The sequence below is a fragment of the Rhizobacter sp. SG703 genome (assembly GCF_012275445.1).
Lineage (GTDB): Bacteria > Pseudomonadota > Gammaproteobacteria > Burkholderiales > Burkholderiaceae_C > Rhizobacter.
Window position 1 is genome coordinate 19,486 of record NZ_JAAZQK010000011.1, and the last position, 16,091, is coordinate 35,576.

General features: G+C 73.0%; 10 protein-coding genes. All 10 read right to left on the reverse strand.

The features are described 5' to 3' along the window. Nucleotides 1-242: 242 nt before the first annotated feature. From FHT26_RS22285 to vgrG, 10 genes are read right to left on the reverse strand one after another with little or no spacing between them, the layout of a single operon-like run. On the reverse strand, nucleotides 243-788 hold the full coding sequence (locus FHT26_RS22285; protein ID WP_168562299.1) for an eCIS core domain-containing protein: 546 nt from the start codon (nucleotides 786-788) through the stop codon (nucleotides 243-245). After that, complete coding sequence (locus FHT26_RS22290) at nucleotides 785-3,235, reverse strand: hypothetical protein (protein WP_168562300.1); 2,451 nt, start codon at nucleotides 3,233-3,235, stop codon at nucleotides 785-787. Before FHT26_RS22290 ends, FHT26_RS22285 begins: the two co-directional genes overlap by 4 nt. 5 nt (nucleotides 3,236-3,240) lie before the next feature. After that, nucleotides 3,241-4,608: an ATP-binding protein gene (locus FHT26_RS22295; RefSeq protein ID WP_168562301.1), complete on the reverse strand. Its 1,368-nt coding sequence runs from the start codon at nucleotides 4,606-4,608 to the stop codon at nucleotides 3,241-3,243. Then, entirely contained in the window at nucleotides 4,592-6,370 is a 1,779-nt protein-coding gene (locus FHT26_RS22300) for a contractile injection system tape measure protein (RefSeq protein WP_168562302.1), read from the reverse strand. The genes FHT26_RS22295 and FHT26_RS22300 overlap by 17 nt, the downstream gene beginning before the upstream one ends. After that, on the reverse strand, nucleotides 6,363-8,900 hold the full coding sequence (locus tag FHT26_RS22305; RefSeq protein ID WP_168562303.1) for a baseplate wedge protein: 2,538 nt from the start codon (nucleotides 8,898-8,900) through the stop codon (nucleotides 6,363-6,365). Before FHT26_RS22305 ends, FHT26_RS22300 begins: the two co-directional genes overlap by 8 nt. Then, a complete protein-coding gene (locus FHT26_RS22310) occupies nucleotides 8,897-9,691 on the reverse strand; it encodes a hypothetical protein (protein WP_168562304.1) in 795 nt (264 codons plus the stop codon). Before FHT26_RS22310 ends, FHT26_RS22305 begins: the two co-directional genes overlap by 4 nt. Then, complete coding sequence (locus FHT26_RS22315) at nucleotides 9,688-13,527, reverse strand: baseplate J/gp47 family protein (RefSeq protein ID WP_168562305.1); 3,840 nt, start codon at nucleotides 13,525-13,527, stop codon at nucleotides 9,688-9,690. Before FHT26_RS22315 ends, FHT26_RS22310 begins: the two co-directional genes overlap by 4 nt. Then, the gene (locus FHT26_RS22320) at nucleotides 13,524-13,946 is read right to left on the reverse strand and encodes a GPW/gp25 family protein (RefSeq protein WP_168562306.1); all 423 of its coding nucleotides are present in this window, start codon (nucleotides 13,944-13,946) and stop codon (nucleotides 13,524-13,526) included. The genes FHT26_RS22315 and FHT26_RS22320 overlap by 4 nt, the downstream gene beginning before the upstream one ends. A gap of 21 nt (nucleotides 13,947-13,967) precedes the next feature. Further along, nucleotides 13,968-14,267, reverse strand: coding sequence for a PAAR domain-containing protein (locus FHT26_RS22325; RefSeq protein WP_056809833.1), 300 nt, complete (start codon nucleotides 14,265-14,267; stop codon nucleotides 13,968-13,970). 27 nt (nucleotides 14,268-14,294) lie between these two features. Next, the gene (vgrG, locus tag FHT26_RS22330) at nucleotides 14,295-16,091 is read right to left on the reverse strand and encodes a type VI secretion system tip protein VgrG (protein WP_168562307.1); all 1,797 of its coding nucleotides are present in this window, start codon (nucleotides 16,089-16,091) and stop codon (nucleotides 14,295-14,297) included.

Consider the following 16,091-nt stretch of genomic DNA (forward strand, 5'->3'; position numbering starts at 1 on the left):
GGCCCCGCGTCGGATACGGTTCGGTGCGCTGCTCAGTGATGCGCTCGACCTTGGCGCGCAGGTCGGCTTCGGCATGCAGCGTGTCGTCGGCCTCGGTGGTGAAACCAGCGACGAGCGAGCGGAGGAAGGCGGTCGTGCGACGCAGGAGCGCAGTGAGAGGGAGGCTGCGTGACCTGATGCGCACCCGCATCGATGCATCCATCACGGCGCCTCCCGCGACGCGTTCTATCCGACACCCTCGCTCAAGGCTCGTCGGTCTCGAGCCCCGCGCCCTGCAGGGCCTGCGCGCCCATCCTGTCGGCCTCTTCCTCCAGTCCTGCATCGTCGTTGATCGACACCCCCGCCATCTGCATCGTCGGCTCGACCCGGCCCTGGCGCTGCTGCACCACGTGCCAGGCCTCGTGCGGCAGGTGGTGGTCCTGGCCTGGCGCGAGGTGGATGTCGTTGCCCTGCGCGTAGGCCAGCGCATTCAGCTGCGCCGGCTGCGACGAATTGCGGTGCACCTGCACGCCGGACACGTCCATGCCGGACAGCGCCTGGATGCCGGCCTGCAGCCCGGCGGGCAGGCCGCCGTGGCCGGGGTCGGCCTTGGCCTGCATCGGTTCTTCTTCCTCCTCGAGTGCGCCCAGGTCTTCGGCGCGTTGCGCGGCCTCGCCGAAGGCAGCATCGATCTGCGCGCGCTGCGCGATCATCCGCGGGCTGTCGCGGAACGGGTCGGCCGTCGGGCGATGGGCGGCGGTCGAGGGACTGTTGCCGTCCCGGTCGTTGGCATGCAGTTGAACCTTCATGGGGCCTCCACTCTCGGCTTGAACGTCACGTAAACGCCTGCGGCGAACAGCAGCAGGATCAGTCCGTACAGCAGGTAATTCTGCTCGCGCCAGTGCTGCAGCGCCGGGTCGCAGCTGAACACGACGAAGGCCAGCGCGAGCGTCGCGAGCGCACCGGCCCACAGCATCAGCAGGTAGCGCCGGCCGATGCGCCGCACCCGGCAGTTCCATGCATACAACGCGATGCCGATGCCTTCGGCCAGCACCAACGCCTCGAAGAACAGGCGCAGCGGCAGCCGGTTCGGGCATGCGAACTCGCACAGCCCGGCCAGCGCGCCGCGCGGCACCATGTAGTTGTGCGTCAGCAGGCTGCCGACGGTCTCGCCGCTGCCGAGGCCGCTGGTCGGCAGCGGCCACAGCCCGATGCCGCCGTAGGTCCACTTGATGTAGGCCAGGTCGCGGTCCAGCTGGTCGCGCTCCTGCGGGGGCAGCAGCACCGGCTTGTCGCCGCGCTGGTGGAACTCGATCGGCACCACGCTCTCGAGAAAGGCGATGCGGCGGTGCCCGGCCAGGTTCGGCGTGGCATCGATCTGCGCGCGCAGCGCCATCGTGCTGGCGCCGGTCGGCTCGCTCAGCAGCACCAGGAAGTCGACCGTCAGGTCGGTGGTGCCGCGGTAGCGCACCTTGGCGCCCTCTTCGACGCCCTTGCTGCTGCGACGCGGCTCGGCGCTTTCGAGCACGTCCATCAGGTCCGAGAAGTTGTAGGCGCCGGTGTCGCCCAGCAGGTGGTCGGGCACGACGATGTTGGCCTGGTAGCTGCGGCCCGATGCCTGCATCTCGGCCACCAGCCGCTGCAGGAACAGCTTCAGGAAGCGTGCGAAGGCCTTCTGCCGCGGCCCCTCGGTCGGCGAATCCTCGAAGAACACGGTGATGCCGTCGTACACGTAGGCCGATTCGCGCCACTGCGGCAGCAGCAGCCCGTCGAACCGCGATTGCAGGTCGGTGTGGTGCGTGTCGGCCAGCACCACCGCATTGCGCGCCGCGTTGCGCGCGACCGCATCGGCCTGCGCCTCGGGCAGCGCCAGCAGCGAGGCCCAGTCGCGCCGGTACAGCACCAGGTCGACGCGCGTGCCGTGGCGCCGCGTCTCGCGCGCGAAGCCGCCCGACTGGCCGTCCCATCCGGGGGGCAGCACCCAGTTGCCGCTGTCGCCCAGCACCACGCCCATGTACTCGAGGCGGGTGAACAGGCTGAAGTCGACTGCCAGCGGCGCGTCGGTCGCGAGCCAGTACGGCACGAAGCCGATCACCTCGTTGTCGGTGCGCTGCGGCGTGCAGCCGCAGCCGGCACCGGTCAGGCGCAGCGGCTTCACGTCGGTGAACGGATGCCGCTTCTCGGCCACCTTGACGATGTCGTCGCGCAGCGCCGCCGGCAGCAGGTCGTCGTAGAACTCGCGCAGGCTCAGGCCGCTGGATGCTGCCGCAGGCTTGCGCGATGGGCCCGATGCGGGCGCCGGCGCAGCCTGTGGCGGGCAACGGGTGTCGACGCTCAGCTGCTTCTTCAGCGCCATCTCGTTCACATGCACGCGGTAGTAGTCGCAGCGGCTCTGCTCCAGCGCATCGACGAACAGCGCGCGCGTCGGGTACTCCACGTCGGTCAGCGGCAGCAGCACCGCCTGCAGTTGCTCGGCGCTCGGCACCACCGGGGCGGGGTCGGCGGCCGCGGGCGCTGCGGCCACCCCCGCAAGCGGCGCCGGGCCGTCGGCGGGCACCGGCCCAGTCTCCGGCGCCGGCACCAGCCCCGGGGCGGACGCCGCCGCCTCGGGCACCAGTCCGGCCTGGTCGGCCGGCGTCAGCTTGTAGGTCGCGGGCTGGCCAGCGCGGGTGTTCGCGGTGGCCTCGGCATCGGCGGTGCCGAGCGTCGTCATCGCACGCGGTGCCGCCGGCACCGACGCGGCCGATGCCGCCGCGGCCGGCTTGGTCGCTGGCGTGTAGACGTTCAGCACATAGGCCTGCTGCGCGACGCGCGGCGGCGATTCGGCGTCCTGCACGCCGAGCACGAAGCGGAAGCTGCCGTTCTCGGCCGGCAGGCCACCGAGCCGGCCGTCTTCGGTCAGCACCAGCCCCGGCGGCAGCTTGCCGTCGACCGTGAAGCGGTACGGCGGCGTGCCGCCCTTCACGACCTCGCGCGGGCCGTAGGGCGCGCCGCGGCGTGCCGACGGCAGCGTGACGGTCTTGTAGACCAGGCGCATGTCGATCGCCGACGCCGCCGGCCACGCGGCCAGCGGGACCATCGCGGTGTCGGGTGCGCTGGCCGGCGCTGGCGCAGGTGCCGCAGTCGGCACCGTCGCCGCGCGCAAGCCGAGGCTCGCGGCCATCACCAGCACGGCACCGGCCACCGCGATGCGCAGCCGCCGGCAGCGCGCGCACGGCGCGGCACGGGGAAAGGGTTGATCTCGACGGGTGTCCATGGCGGCTACGCGGTGCGTCCTTCCTTGCGCAGTTCCTTCGCGATGCCGCGGCGCAGGTCCGCCATCTCGATTCGCTCGCGTCCGCCTTGCAGCGCGCCCAGCGCGCCGAAGCGCACGACGTTCGCGATCGCCCCGCCCGACAGCTCGTGCCGCTCGGCCAGCCCGGGCAGGTCGACGTCGTCGGCCAGCCGGCCGGTGTGGCGCACCATGCCCTCCCACAGCAGGCGCCGCTGCTCGGCGTCCGGCATCGGGAAGTGCACCAGCGACTGGAAACGCCGCGCGAACGCATCGTCGATGTTGGCCTTCAGGTTGGTCGCGAGGATCACCGTGCCGGGGAAGTCCTCGACCCGCTGCAGCAGGTACGACACCTCCTGGTTGGCATAGCGGTCGTTCGAGCTGGAGGTCGCGGTCCGTTTGCCGAACAGCGCATCGGCCTCGTCGAAGAACAGGATCCACTGCCGGCTCTGCGCCTGGTCGAACACCTGGGCCAGGTTCTTCTCGGTCTCGCCGATGAACTTCGAGACCACCATCGACAGGTCGATGCGGTAGACGTCGCTGCCGACCTCCTGGCCGATCAGCGTCGCGGTCAGCGTCTTGCCGGTGCCGGGCGGGCCGTAGAACAGGCTGCGGTAGCCGGGCTTCAGCGCCTTGTCGAGCCGCCAGTCGCGCAGCAGCCGCTGGCCGTGGCGGAACCAGGCGACGATGGCCTGCACCTCGTCCATCACCTCGGCGTCGAGCACCAGGTCGCTCCAGCCGAGCCGCGTGGTGATGAGCCGCGCCGGGAAGCCGATGCCGTAGTCGGGCTTGCGGGCTTCGCCGGTCGCGAGCCGCTCCAGCGTGTCGCCGCTGACGTGCAGCGCGGCGCTGAGCCAAGGCTCGCCGGGGCCGTCGTGCTGCAGCCGCAGCAGGCCGTGGCGGCGCAGCGGGCGCTCTTCGTCGAGCAGTCGCTGCAGCGCGAAACGGTGCGCCAGGTCTTCGCCGGCGACCAGGAAGGCCGCGGTCTCGCAGGTCGGCAGGAAGCCGCCGTGCGAGCGCCCCTTCCAGCCGCCGAACTCGCTGAAGCCGCGGTCGAGGTTGCGGTTGCGCACGAACAGCATGTCGAGCAGCTGCGGCTTCAGGTGCGGCGCCAACGCCAGCGCGAGCACCAGCCGCTCGTCGTGGCCGAGGCCGGCCGCGAGCACCAGCTCGGCATAGTCGCCGTCGTCGCGCGCCAGCGCGGGCGCGGCGATCGACGCGGCGGCCGGCGCGCCGGCCTGGCCGAAATGCAGGCCGATGCGCGCCTGCAGCACCCGCTCCAGCCACGCGAGCTCGCGCCCGATCACGCGGGCATTCAGTTCGACGCGCAGCTGCCGCAGGTCAGCGCCATTCGACATGCAGCACCTCCTTCATCCACGGGTGGCGCACCGTCGCATAGCCCCACGGCAGCTGGTCGATCAGCATGTCGAACGGCCGCGGCGCGACGTGCAGCTGCCAGTGCTCGTCGGCATGCTGCAGCCGGCCGTCGCGCTGCAGGAAGGTCTCGCGCAAGCCGGCCACCGAGGTGCTGCCGAGCACCTTCCAGTGCTGGATCATCGCGGCCAGCAGCCCGTCGACCGCGCTGCGCTCGGCATCGGTCGGCGGCAGCGCGCGCGCCACCGGCGTCGCGAGGTCGATGCCGCACAGCAGCTTGTTCAGCACCAGCGCCGGCTCGGGCGCCGCCGCCTCGCCGGTGGCCACCAGCTGCAGCAGCAGCGCGGCGCGCTCGGCGGCCTCGGAGCCGGTGAAGGCGCGTTCGTCGGACAGGCCCAGCATCATGAAGAGCCGCGGCAGGTACGGCGCGGCCAGCACCAGGCCGGCATTGCCGACCGGCAGCAGCTCGCCCGGCGGCAACGCATCGATCCCGGGCTCCGGCGCCGGCCCGGCGGCGGGCTCGCGCGGCAGCTCGGCCGCAGAACGCCGGCCGAAGCCCAACTTGGCGACCGCCGAGGCCAGCACCGACGTGGCCGCGCGCACCACCCGTTCGAACCATGACGGCGGCAACGCCGGCACGCTGGCCGCGGCAACCTGCGAGCGCACGTGTTCGACGTAGCGCCACGCATCGAACGGTGCCTCGCCGCGTTGCAGCGCATGCTGCAGCGTGGCTTGCCACATCAGCTGCCGGCGCTCGGCGCGTTCGTCGGCCGACGCCGGCGCGCCCGACGCCACCGCCGCGATCCAGTCGTCGACCACCGCCGTCACGCCGCTGCCCAGCCACAGCCCGAGCACCTGGTGCAGCAGTGCCGCCGGCAGCGCGCGCACGATGCGCTGGCGCAGCGATGCGCGGTCGCCCAGCCGCTGCAGCGTGGCCTTCAGCCAGTCGCGGTCGTCCCTCAGCAACGGCGCCCAGGCGGACGCGACCGACTGCAGCGGATCGCTGCTGGCCGAATACGCCGAGTCCGCTTCGAGCGCCGCCAGCAACTGCGCGCGCAGCAGCGCCCGCCCGGTCGCCTGCGGCGCGGCCGCATGGGCCAGCGCCTGCCCGAGCACCGCCTCCCACAGCGCCGCGGTGCCGAGCGCCGCGGCCTTCAGCAGCCGGTCCGCCGCGGCCGGTTCGCCGGGCATCAGCGCATGCACCAGCGCGCCCAGCCAGCCGGCGTCGAACTGCGCCACCAGCCGGCGCAGCAGGCGCGGCCGGTCGTCCATCGTGCGCAGCGCGTCGGCCAGCGCGGCCGCGCCGTGGCACAGCACCTCGGCGGCGAGCGTGGCCGGGTCTTCGCCACGGCCCTGCCACGGCAGGTGCCCGTGCCGCAGGTAATGCAGCAAGGCTTCCAGCCGCGCCTGCGGCAGGCTGCGCCGCACGCCGCCGGAGCCGCTGCGCGCCGCGGCCGCGCCGCCTGGCCCGCGCAGGTCGGCCAGCCGCTCCTGCAGGCGCTCGCGCAGCCGCTCGGCCCAGGTCTCTTCCAGCCCGTCGAGCGCGACCTCGCCGAGGTCGATCGCCAGCTCGTCGATGCGCCACACCTCGTCGGGGCCGCAGGCGGCGTCGAACAGCGCATCGATGATGCGCAGCGCCGGGCCTTGCGCGAAGGCGGCGAGCCGCGCCTCGGCCTCCGGCACCGCCAGCCCGCCGACGAAGCCGACCTCGACGTGCAGGTGCTCGACCAGGTGGGCGTCAGGCATGGCCTTGCAGCCAGGGCTCGTCGCCCTCGCCGTCCTGCGGGTTGCCATCGTCGTCGCCGGGCTGGCGCAGGCACTGGATGACGCGGCAGGCCGCTTCGTCGGCCAGCGCGGCCAGCTGCGTGTTGCCGGGCGCGGCCGCGAGGTTCCTGCGCGCGACGAGCCACGGCAGCCAGCACCCCTCGAAGCGCTGCATCGCATCGACCTCCAGCCACAGGCAGCGCAGCGACAGGTGGGCCGGGCAGTTGATGCGCAGCGTCTCCTGCGCGAAGCGACGGAACGCCGGCTGGCGGGTGCGCGCGGTCCAGCCCGGCATCAGCACGCTGATGCGCAGCGCATGGAACCCGGCCGGCAGCTCCAGCGCCGCATGCGCGCGGCCGCCGTCGGCGAGCGGCCGCAGCAGCACGTGCTCGACCACGTGCAGCCCTTCGCTCTCCTGGTGCAGGTGCAGCAGGAAGAGCCGCAGGCTGCCGGCGGCGCGGCGCGCGCTCGCGGCATCGGCGTGTTCGCCGAGGTCCCACCAGCGGCCGTCGTCGTCGGGGCCGAGCACCAGCCGGTGCGGTGCGCCAGGCGAGGCATCGCCACCGGCCAGCAGCCGGTACCGGTCGCGCCACAGGCCCGCGTGGAACACACCCGCCGGCAGCGGGCCGCGCAGCACGGCCATGCGCTGCAGGTCGGCCTGCAGCTCGGCGCGGGTCGGCGGCGTCGTCGCCTGGCCGGCCGCGCCGGCGGCCTGCGCCTGCTGCGGCGTGAGCTGCAGCGACGCATGCTGCGGCAGCGGTTGCGGCACCAGCCGCAGCCGCTGCTGCTGCAGCGCCTTCGCCAGCGGCCGCGGGTGGCCGATGCGCAGGCCGAGCAGCAAGGCCACGCGCCGCTGCAGCCCGCTGCCGTTGTCCGGCGTGTCCCAGGCGTCGCGGCCCAGGTCGAAGCCGGCGGCGCGGTCGCGCGTCAGGCCGACCACGTCGCGCAGCCAGGCCGCCTTGTTCTCCAGCAGCAGCGATTCCAGCTCGTGCGGCGAATGGTGGCCGCAGAACTGGCGCATCGAACTCTGCGCACAGGTCTCGCCATACAGCGCCAGCAGGTGGTCGAGCGCGCGGCTCTTGCGCCGCGCCGAGCGGTCGAACGGCGGGTACATCGCCTGCTCGACCTGCGCGGCCGGCGCGAGCAGCAGCCGCTCGACGCCGGGCACGCTGTCGGGCCCGATCATCTGCGACCACAGCGTCTGCCGCGAGCCGCCGTTCACCGAGAACAGCTCGCGCAGGTGCTGCACCTGGGCCAGGCCTTGCGCGATCACCTGCTCCATCATCAGCAGGTAGGCCTGCAGCTGCTGCGCGCGGGCCCGCGCCTGCGGCGGCGCCGAGCGCGACACGCCATGCCGGCCGACGCCATAGATGGCCGGCAGCAGCCGCTGCACCGAGTGGTAGCGCTGCAGGTCGCGGTGCTGGCCGCGCGGCAGCGCGGCGGCGGCGCGGCCGGCCTGGTCGGCCTGCTGGCGCGCGCGGTTCGAGCGGCCGGCGGCGCGCAGGTCGTCGAGCTTGCGGCGCAGGTCGTCGGGCGTCACCGCGACCCGGTTGCCGCGCCGCGTGACCGCGATGGTGGCCGGTGCGCCGTCGGTCGGCATCGCAAGCCGCAGCGCCCAGCCGTCGCCGCGCCAGGCGACCGAGCCGTTGCTGGCCACGTCGTTGGCCGGCCGCAGCTCCGACAGGCGCGCGAGCGCGACGCCCGGCACCGCCTGCACCACCGCGGCCAGGTCCGACAGGAACAGCCGCTGCGTGCCGTCCTGGCCCTCGGGCAGGTCGTCGATGAAGCCGTGCTTCAGCGCCGGGCCGGTGTAGATGTCCTCCAGCGACGCGCCGGCGCGCCGACGCTCGTCGAGGCTGCGGCAGGTGGCGGCGCGGGCGATGAAGCGGTCGCAGCGGTCGTAGACCTCGGCCAGCACGTCGGCGGCGTCGCGCGGGCCGTCGATCTCGATCTGCGCATGCAGCTCGCAGGCCACGTCGCGCACGCAGGTCACGACCAGGTCGAGGTCTTCGCCGAGGTTGCGCTGCGCATGGAAGGCCTCGCGCGCGGCCGCGATGCGCTGCGCCGCGCCGTCGACCGCGCCCTGCGACAGCTGCAGCACCAGGCGCAGCACGCCGTCGTCGCGCGGCTGCAGCGTCGCGTCGTCGAGGCCGGGCACCGCGTCGAGCAGCACGCGGCGCATGTCGGCCGGGGTGGTCGCGCGGCACGGGAAGATGTCGGCCGGTGGGTGCAGCGACAGCCCCGCGTAGTCGATCGTGCCGTCGGGCCCGGTCAGGTGGTCGGCGACCGGAAAATCGGCGCGGTACACCAGGTCCGTCAGCGCGTAGCACAGCTGCTCCAGCAGCGTGATGCCGGGGTCGTGCAGGTTGTGGTCGGTCCAGGTGTGGCCGCTGACGGCCTGCAGCCATTCGAGGCCCTGCTCGCGCAGCCTCGCGAAGCTCGCATCGCCGCGCTCCTTCGCGGGCGGCCGGGCGGGTCCGGGCTCGGGGCGGGGCAGCGGATTCGAGATCATGGCGCCGAGCCTTCCATCGTCTCGTCGAACCACAGCCGAGTCAGCGTCGCGCGGATGCGCACGCCGCTGCCGTAGTCGCACTTCGAGCGCACCTGCAGCCGGTAGCTGGCGTTGCGCCCGCTGCTGCCGTCCCAGCGCAGTTCGAGCTTGTCGCAGCGGCGCCCATACCAGGCGTTGTCGCAGCGAATGCGCTTGCGACGCGACAGCAGGTCCAGCCAGCCCGAGCTCGGGTTGTAGGTGTTCATCGCGATCGCATGCATCAGCGCGAAGCGGCCGCCGCCCGGGTGCCCGGCACCGGCCATCACCTCGAAGGCCTGGCAGCCGGCGAGCGGGCCGGTCAGGTCGTGCCATTCGCCGTCGGCCAGCGCCGGCGCCAGGCCCGGCCAGCGGCACGAACCGATGCGGCCCTGCGACGCGATCACGCCGGCCACGTCGAGCGCCTGGCTCGGCTCGGCGGTGCCGATGCCCACGCGCTCGCGCGGATCGAGCGCGAGCACCGGCGCGCGGCCGCGCGATGCGGTGACGCCGGCGCGGTGGAACAGCAGCTGGTCGCGGTCGCCGCCATGGCTGATCGACCACAGCGCGGTGCGCGCGCTCTGCTCGCGGTAGAAGCTGACCAGCGCGTCGTAGCCGGCCGGCGTCGACACCTCGATGCCGTTCTCGGCCGACTTGCGGAAGCCCTCGTCGCTCATGTTGAGCATCGAGTCGATCAGGTCGCCGAAGTGGTCGCGCGTCGGCAGCTTCCCTTCGTCGAAGAAGTGGCGCAGCGTCTCGCGGTTGCGGATCGTCATGCGCCGCCTCCGTCGAGCGTGCCGATCACGAAGGTGCTGCCGACCGACAGCCGCGCGATGCCGGTCGGCTGCGGCGCCGGGTCGGGGAACGCGGTGGCCGCGGTGACGATGTGCGTGGCCATCGGCAGCGCGAGGCTCCACGGCGCGAGCGAGGTCGCATGGCCGCGGCCTTCGGTGTTGGCGCCGAGAGGGGCCGGCGCGCGGCGCGCGGTGTCGCCCAGCGTGTAGACGCCGTCGTCGCTGCAGGCCACGTGCAGCAGCGACAGCTGCGTGACGTAGTCGACGCAGTCGAGCGCGCGCAGCCGGGCCTCCAGGTCTTCGCCGCGCACGACCCAGTCGAACTCGGCGCCGCAGCCGTCGTCGAACCACGGCGACAGCGTCTCGACCACGCTGCGGTTGATGCGCTGCAGCGACGCGCCCTCGTGCGCGCCGCGCACCAGCCCGACGGTGCAGCGCAGCTGCAGCCGGTCGTAGGCCGGGTTGCGCACGACGATCTTCGCGAACGGCGACGCGCGCTCGCGCAGGTGCTCGGCCATGCGGCCCAGCTGGATCGCGTTGAAGCGCGGCGCGGCGCAGGCGAAGTCGGGATCGTTGCGCGGAACCTGCGGCACGACGACGACCACCACCTGCCCGGCCGGCGGGCGCGGCTGGCCGGTCATCGCGATCTCGTCGCCGGACAGGCAGCGCACCTTGAACACCTCCGGGAAGCGCGCCAGCAGCAGGCGCTCGGCATCCCAGGCGACGCTGGCGCGCTGCTTGTGGCGCAGCCGCTCGCCGGCACGGGTGTAAAGCAGGCCGGCGTCTTCGGCGCTGCGCAGCCCGAACGACGGGCCGACCTGCTGCACCCCGGCCAGCCCCGGCACCGACGCCAGCGACCGCGTGATGCGGCCGTGCGGCACGATGGCCAGCGGGGCCGCTTGCGGCAATGACGACAGCGACTGCGGCAGCACGCGCCGCGCGCGCAGCGCATGCGCCTGCACCGACTGCAGCGCCGCGAAACCCTCGAAGCCTTCGGCGGCCGAGGCGCGCAGCCAGAACAGGCCGGCCGGCATCACCTGGTTGTCGCGCGTCAGGTCGCCCGGCAGGTCGAGCGTGACGATGCCCGAGGCCAGGAAACCTTCGGTGCTGTCGGCCAGCACGCGCGCCGGCGGCAGCGCGCGCCAGTGGTCGTCGGCCAGCGTCGCCCAGCGCACGCGGGCGCGCACCGCGCCGGGCCGGGTCGCATCGGCCGCCGATTCGCGCAGCGAGAACAGCAGCGTCAGCGTGCCGCCCGGGTCGCTGGCCGACAGGCCGATGTAGAGGTTGCCGTCGTCTTCGGCGCGCGCCAGCAGGCCGTGGCCCGCACCGGCCGCGGCCGAATGCAGCGTCTCGACGCCGAACGGGTGCAGGTGCAGCAGGCGCTCGACGTCCGCGTTCGCGTGGGCCTCGCCCTGCCCGGCCTCCGGCATCGCTGCCGGCCGGATCACGCCGCTGGCCTCGTAGCTCAGCGTCAGCCGCTCGATCAGCGGCGTGTACGGCGGGTTCGGCAGCGGCTGGCGCCAGCGGGCGCGCAGATTCTTGCGGGCGTTCGCGGTGACGGTGTCGGCCAGCACCATCGGGTACGCGGCATGGCCGAACGCGCCGCGCGGGCACGCGAGGTGCAGCCGGACCAGCCCGTTGCGCGGCATCGCACCATCCCACTCGGCCGGGTCGCCGGCGCGGCTGTGCTTGCGCACCGAACCGGGGTCGACCTCGATGTCCTGCATCGGCTGCAGGCAGCCGGCGGCATCCGGCGGCGCGAACAGCGGCTGCTGCGCCGACAACCCGGCGCACGGCTGCCACAGCCCGTCGCGCAGGATGGCCAGCGCGGCGCGGAAATCGCCGTCGCGCTGCTCCACCGGGTAGCCGCGGTAGTGGGTCGCAAAGCCGCCGGCATCCGCCGGCAGGCCGCCCCATTCGAGCTGCATCGACAGGCGCTGGATGTTCTTGCACGCGATCTCGCGCGCGCCGACCACCAGGTACGACGACAGCGTCGGCAGCGGCCCGAACGGATGGAAGGCCTTGGTCGGATCGAGCCGGCCGAGGTTGTTGTGCAGCACCACGTCGCGCACACCGCTCGCGCGCACGTTCAGCCGCGCCTCGGCCAACGGCAGGTCGGCCAGCAGCGAGTACGGGTAGAGCCGCCCCTGCGTGCCGAGCTCGATGCGCAGCACCGGCAGCCGCGTGCCCCAGTCGGCGCCATGCAGCAGCGGGTCGCAGCCGACGATGGCCGGCGCCTCGGCGCGCAGCCGCAGCGTGATCGCGATGCCGCCGTCGGCCGCGCGGTCGATGTCGGCATCGGTCACCTCCAGCCAGCCGTGGGCGGCGCTCAGGTGCAGCTTCAGCAGCCCATGGAACAGCTGCTCGAACACCAGCTCGCGCTGCGGCGCCTGCGCGCCGGCCAGCAGCGTCAGCGGGTCGCCCAGGCTGCCGGGTTGCGGCAGCCGCTCGCGCAGCACGCGGCGCGCCGCGAGCCGCAGCCGGCGCAGTTGCGCCTCGGTGAAATCGGCGCGCCCGCCGAGCAGCCACTGGCTGAGCAGCCGGCCGAAGGCCTCGCGCAGGGTGCGCGCATCGGTCGCGAAGGTGACCTCGTCGACGCGCAGGTCCAGCGCCTTCTCGTCGTCGACCGGCGTCGCGGCCTCGGCCACGCTCAGTTCGAGCCGGACCTGCCGCTCGCCCTCGTGCAGCAGCAGCAAGGGCGACACGATCGCCAGCCCCAGCCGCGCGTCGTCGGCACCGCGGCCGCCACCGAACAGCGGCCAGGCGCTGCTGCCGTCGGGCACCAGGCGGGCCGCCTTCGCGCGGGTCACGAAGCCGAACTCGCGCTCCGGCGAGATCAGCGCGTCGCGCTCCAGCCGCAGCGTGCACAGCGCCGCGACACGCGCATCGGTCACCACCAGCGGCGCCGCGCTGTGGAAGCGCAGCGGCTGGCCGGCCGCGTCCTTGCCGGCGTCGAACAGCGTGCCCTGCGGCACGTTCAGCAGGCGCTCGCCGCGTGCATCGCGGGCGCAGGCCAGGTGCACCTCGTCGGCCTCCGGGCCGGCCGGGCCGAAGCCGAGGCAGTCGCGGTAGTAGAAGTCGACATGCCGCGCAGTGAAGCGGTTGACCTCGCGCTGCGCCGATTCGCAGACTTTCAGGAATGCGATCAACAGCCCGACCGCCGCCTCGTGGGTGCCGGTGTGCAGCGTGGCGGGCAGCAGCTCGCGCGCCAGGCCCTGCAGCCCGTCGATCGCGCTCAGGAACGCGACATAGCGCTCGCGCAACAGCTCGCGCGGGCTGCGGCCGGCCGCCAGCGTCGCGAGCAGTGGCCGGTCGGTGTCCCAGATGGCGTCGAGCCGGGCTTGCGCATGAGCCACCGCACGGCCTTGCCAGCGGCGCTGCCCGAAGCTGCCATGCACCCAGCGCAGGTCTTCGCCGAGCTGCTGGTCGACGAGCTGGCGGATGCGCTCGCGGAACGCATGCGCCTGCGGCTCGGTGCGGCCATCGAGCGACTTGAACCACAGGTCGATCCACTGCGCCAGGTCGACCACCTGCTGCGCCAGCCGCGCCAGCGGCGCCGAGTCGACATCGGCGAGGAACTCGTCCTGCAGCGCCCCGAGGTCGATGCTCGCGATGCGCGCCAGCACCATCGTGACGTCGCTCGCGAACATCGCGCGCCAGTCGCCCGCCTCGCGGTTGTCGAGGTCGACGAAGCGCAGCTGCCGCGCGAGCGTCGCGGTCATCGCGACCCGCTGCTCGAACGACAGTTCGTCGACGCGGAAATACCCGTCGGCCAGCGCCGCCGGGAAGCGCTCCCGCTGCGAGGTGCCGCGGCTCATGCCGGTCCCTCCTGCAGCGCGCCGTCGCGCAGGTACAGCGGGTACACCATGTTGCCCCGGGCGTTGGTGCTGCGGATCGTGTAGTCCAGCTGCAGCCGCAGCAGGCCGTCGTACAGGTCGCTGGTGTCGATGTCGATCCGGTCCAGCGTGACGCGCAGTTCGAAGAACAGCACCGCCTTCTCGACCAGGCTGCGGATCTCGGTCAGCGTGCTTTCGGTGATGTTCTCGAACACCATGCGCCGCAGGCCACAGCCGTAGGTCGGGTGCATCACGCGCTCGCCGGGTGCGGTGGACAGCAGGATGCGCAGGCTCTCGCGCACGTCCTGGTCTTCCGACACCGTCACCGCATGCAGCGTGCGGCCGTCGAAGGCCGGCGGGAAGGCCCAGCCGGTGCCGAGGAAGCGCTTGTCGATGCCCATGGGTGCCTGCTCAGCTGCCGCTCAGCCGCCGATCAGCACGGTGGGCCAGCCCATCGCGATGCTGCCGCCGTGCGCGGTCGGGTCGCCGATGCGCGCGGCCGGCCGGCTGCCGATCAGCACCGTCGTCGAGCCCTGGATGATGGTGTCGGGCGGGCCGACGCAGACCGCGCTGTCGCCGAGCACCGCGGCCGGCAGGCTGCCGATCAGCACGGTGGGCACGCCCGGGCCGACCACCGGCCCGCCGACGTGCGGGATCGGCGGCAGGCCGGGCGTGACCATCGGGCACACGTGCATGTCGGTGAGGCGGGCGGCGGGCGGCATGAGGCGTCTTTCGGGCGGGCTGGGGGGTCAATTGATCATCACCATCGCGCCCTTGACCACCGTCTGGCCGGCAGCCGAGAGTTCGGCGCTTGCGTTGCCCTTCGCGGTGAAGCCGACCTGGGCCTGCGCGGCGATGTTCAGCCCGGCGAGCTGGACGTCGGCCTTGGACGTGACGCTGACGGCGCCGACCGCATCGAGCGTGATCGTGCCCTTCGCGGTGACCTTGATGTCGGCCGGGCTGTCGAGCGTGATGCCGCCCGGCGCGAGTTCGACCTTGTTGCCGTTCTGGTCCTGCAGCAGGATCGACTGGTCCTTGTCGCTCAGCACGATCTTGTTGTTGCCCGGCGTGGTGATGGTGATGACCTTGTCGGCCTCGTTGAACTCGAGCTTCGACTTGCAGCGGGTGACGATGGCCTTGATGTCGTTGGCCGCCTCCAGCGGGTACGGCGGGGCCTGCTTGCTGCTGTACAGGCTGCCGAGCACGACCGGGTGCGACGGGTCGTCGGCGAAGTAGCCGAGCACGACCTCGTCGCCGACCTCCGGCAGGAAGAACGCGCCGAAGGCATTGCTGGCATGGAACTGCATCAGCCGCGCCCAGATGCCTTCGGTGGCGGCCTGCAGCACCGGCAGCTTGACCTGCACGCGCTGTTCGCCGGCGGGGTCGGCGTCGAGCTTCATCACGATGCCGACCTGCAGGCCGTGCACGCCGGGCAGCAGGCCGGCGCCGGGAGGCGCGATCACGTCGGCGCGTTCGACGAACCAGTCGGGCGCGAGGCCGAACTCGGCTTCGGTGACCCAGTTGCCGTCGACGATCTCGTGGTGCAGCCCGGTGACCAGCAGCTTGCCGCTGAAGCGCGTGCCGACGCCGCTGAGCTCGATCAGGCCGCCCACCTTCGCGAGCGCCGAGCCCTGGAAGCTCAGGCGCCCGCGCAGCCGCGCGAGGCCCGACTTCAGCTGCTGCGCCTTGGCCCAGCTGGTCAGCGCGGCGAGCGGCTGCGGCGCGCCGGACTGCAGCCGCCAGGTCGGCAGGCCGATCACGCCGGAGAGCGTGGCCGAATCGAGGTCGCCCTGGGCCGGCAGCGTGACCGGTGCGCTCGCACTGCCTTCGAGCGCGGCCTGGCCCTTGATGTCCCACGAGAAGGCCTGGGCGCTGGCGAGTTGGCTGCTGGCGTCGAGGTCGGCCTGGAAGTCGATCAGCTCGTTGCCGTACGCGACCTTCAGCGCCGGCTCGGCGCCGACCTCGGGCGCCTTGACGGCGAGCTTGCCGTCTGTTGCGATCACGAGGAGACCGTTGACCTCGGCGCGCGACAGCATGAAGTCCCAGTCGCTGCAGTAGTGCTGGACGAGTTCGGTGTGGCTGAGCTCGGTGGCGTCGACGTCGATCGCCAGGCCGTGGTCGCCGGCCAGCGCCTCGATGATGGCGCTGTCGGTCTGGTCGATGAAGTTGGCATTGCGGCGGCCGACCGTCATCAGCACCGCCTTGTCGCGGCATTCGACGATGAGGCGCGCATCGTTGTCGCCGCGCACCTGCAGGCCGTGGCGCACGATGAGGCCTTCGAACAGCACGGCGGTCGGGTCGGACTGGTAGCCGGCCTTGATCGACAGCAGCACGCCGGGCTTGAAGTGGGCGGAGTCGCTGAGCGGAAAGGTGTGGCTGGGCATGTCGCCGTCGGCCAGCTCGATGCGGGCCGACGGCACGCTGTTGACGCCGCGCCGAACCGACACCGAGATGACCTCGACGGTCTCGTCGAGCGCGACGCCGTCGGCGCTGAGCAGCAGGCGGACGACGCCATCCGAATCGTCGAGGGGAGAGACCGCGGGCAC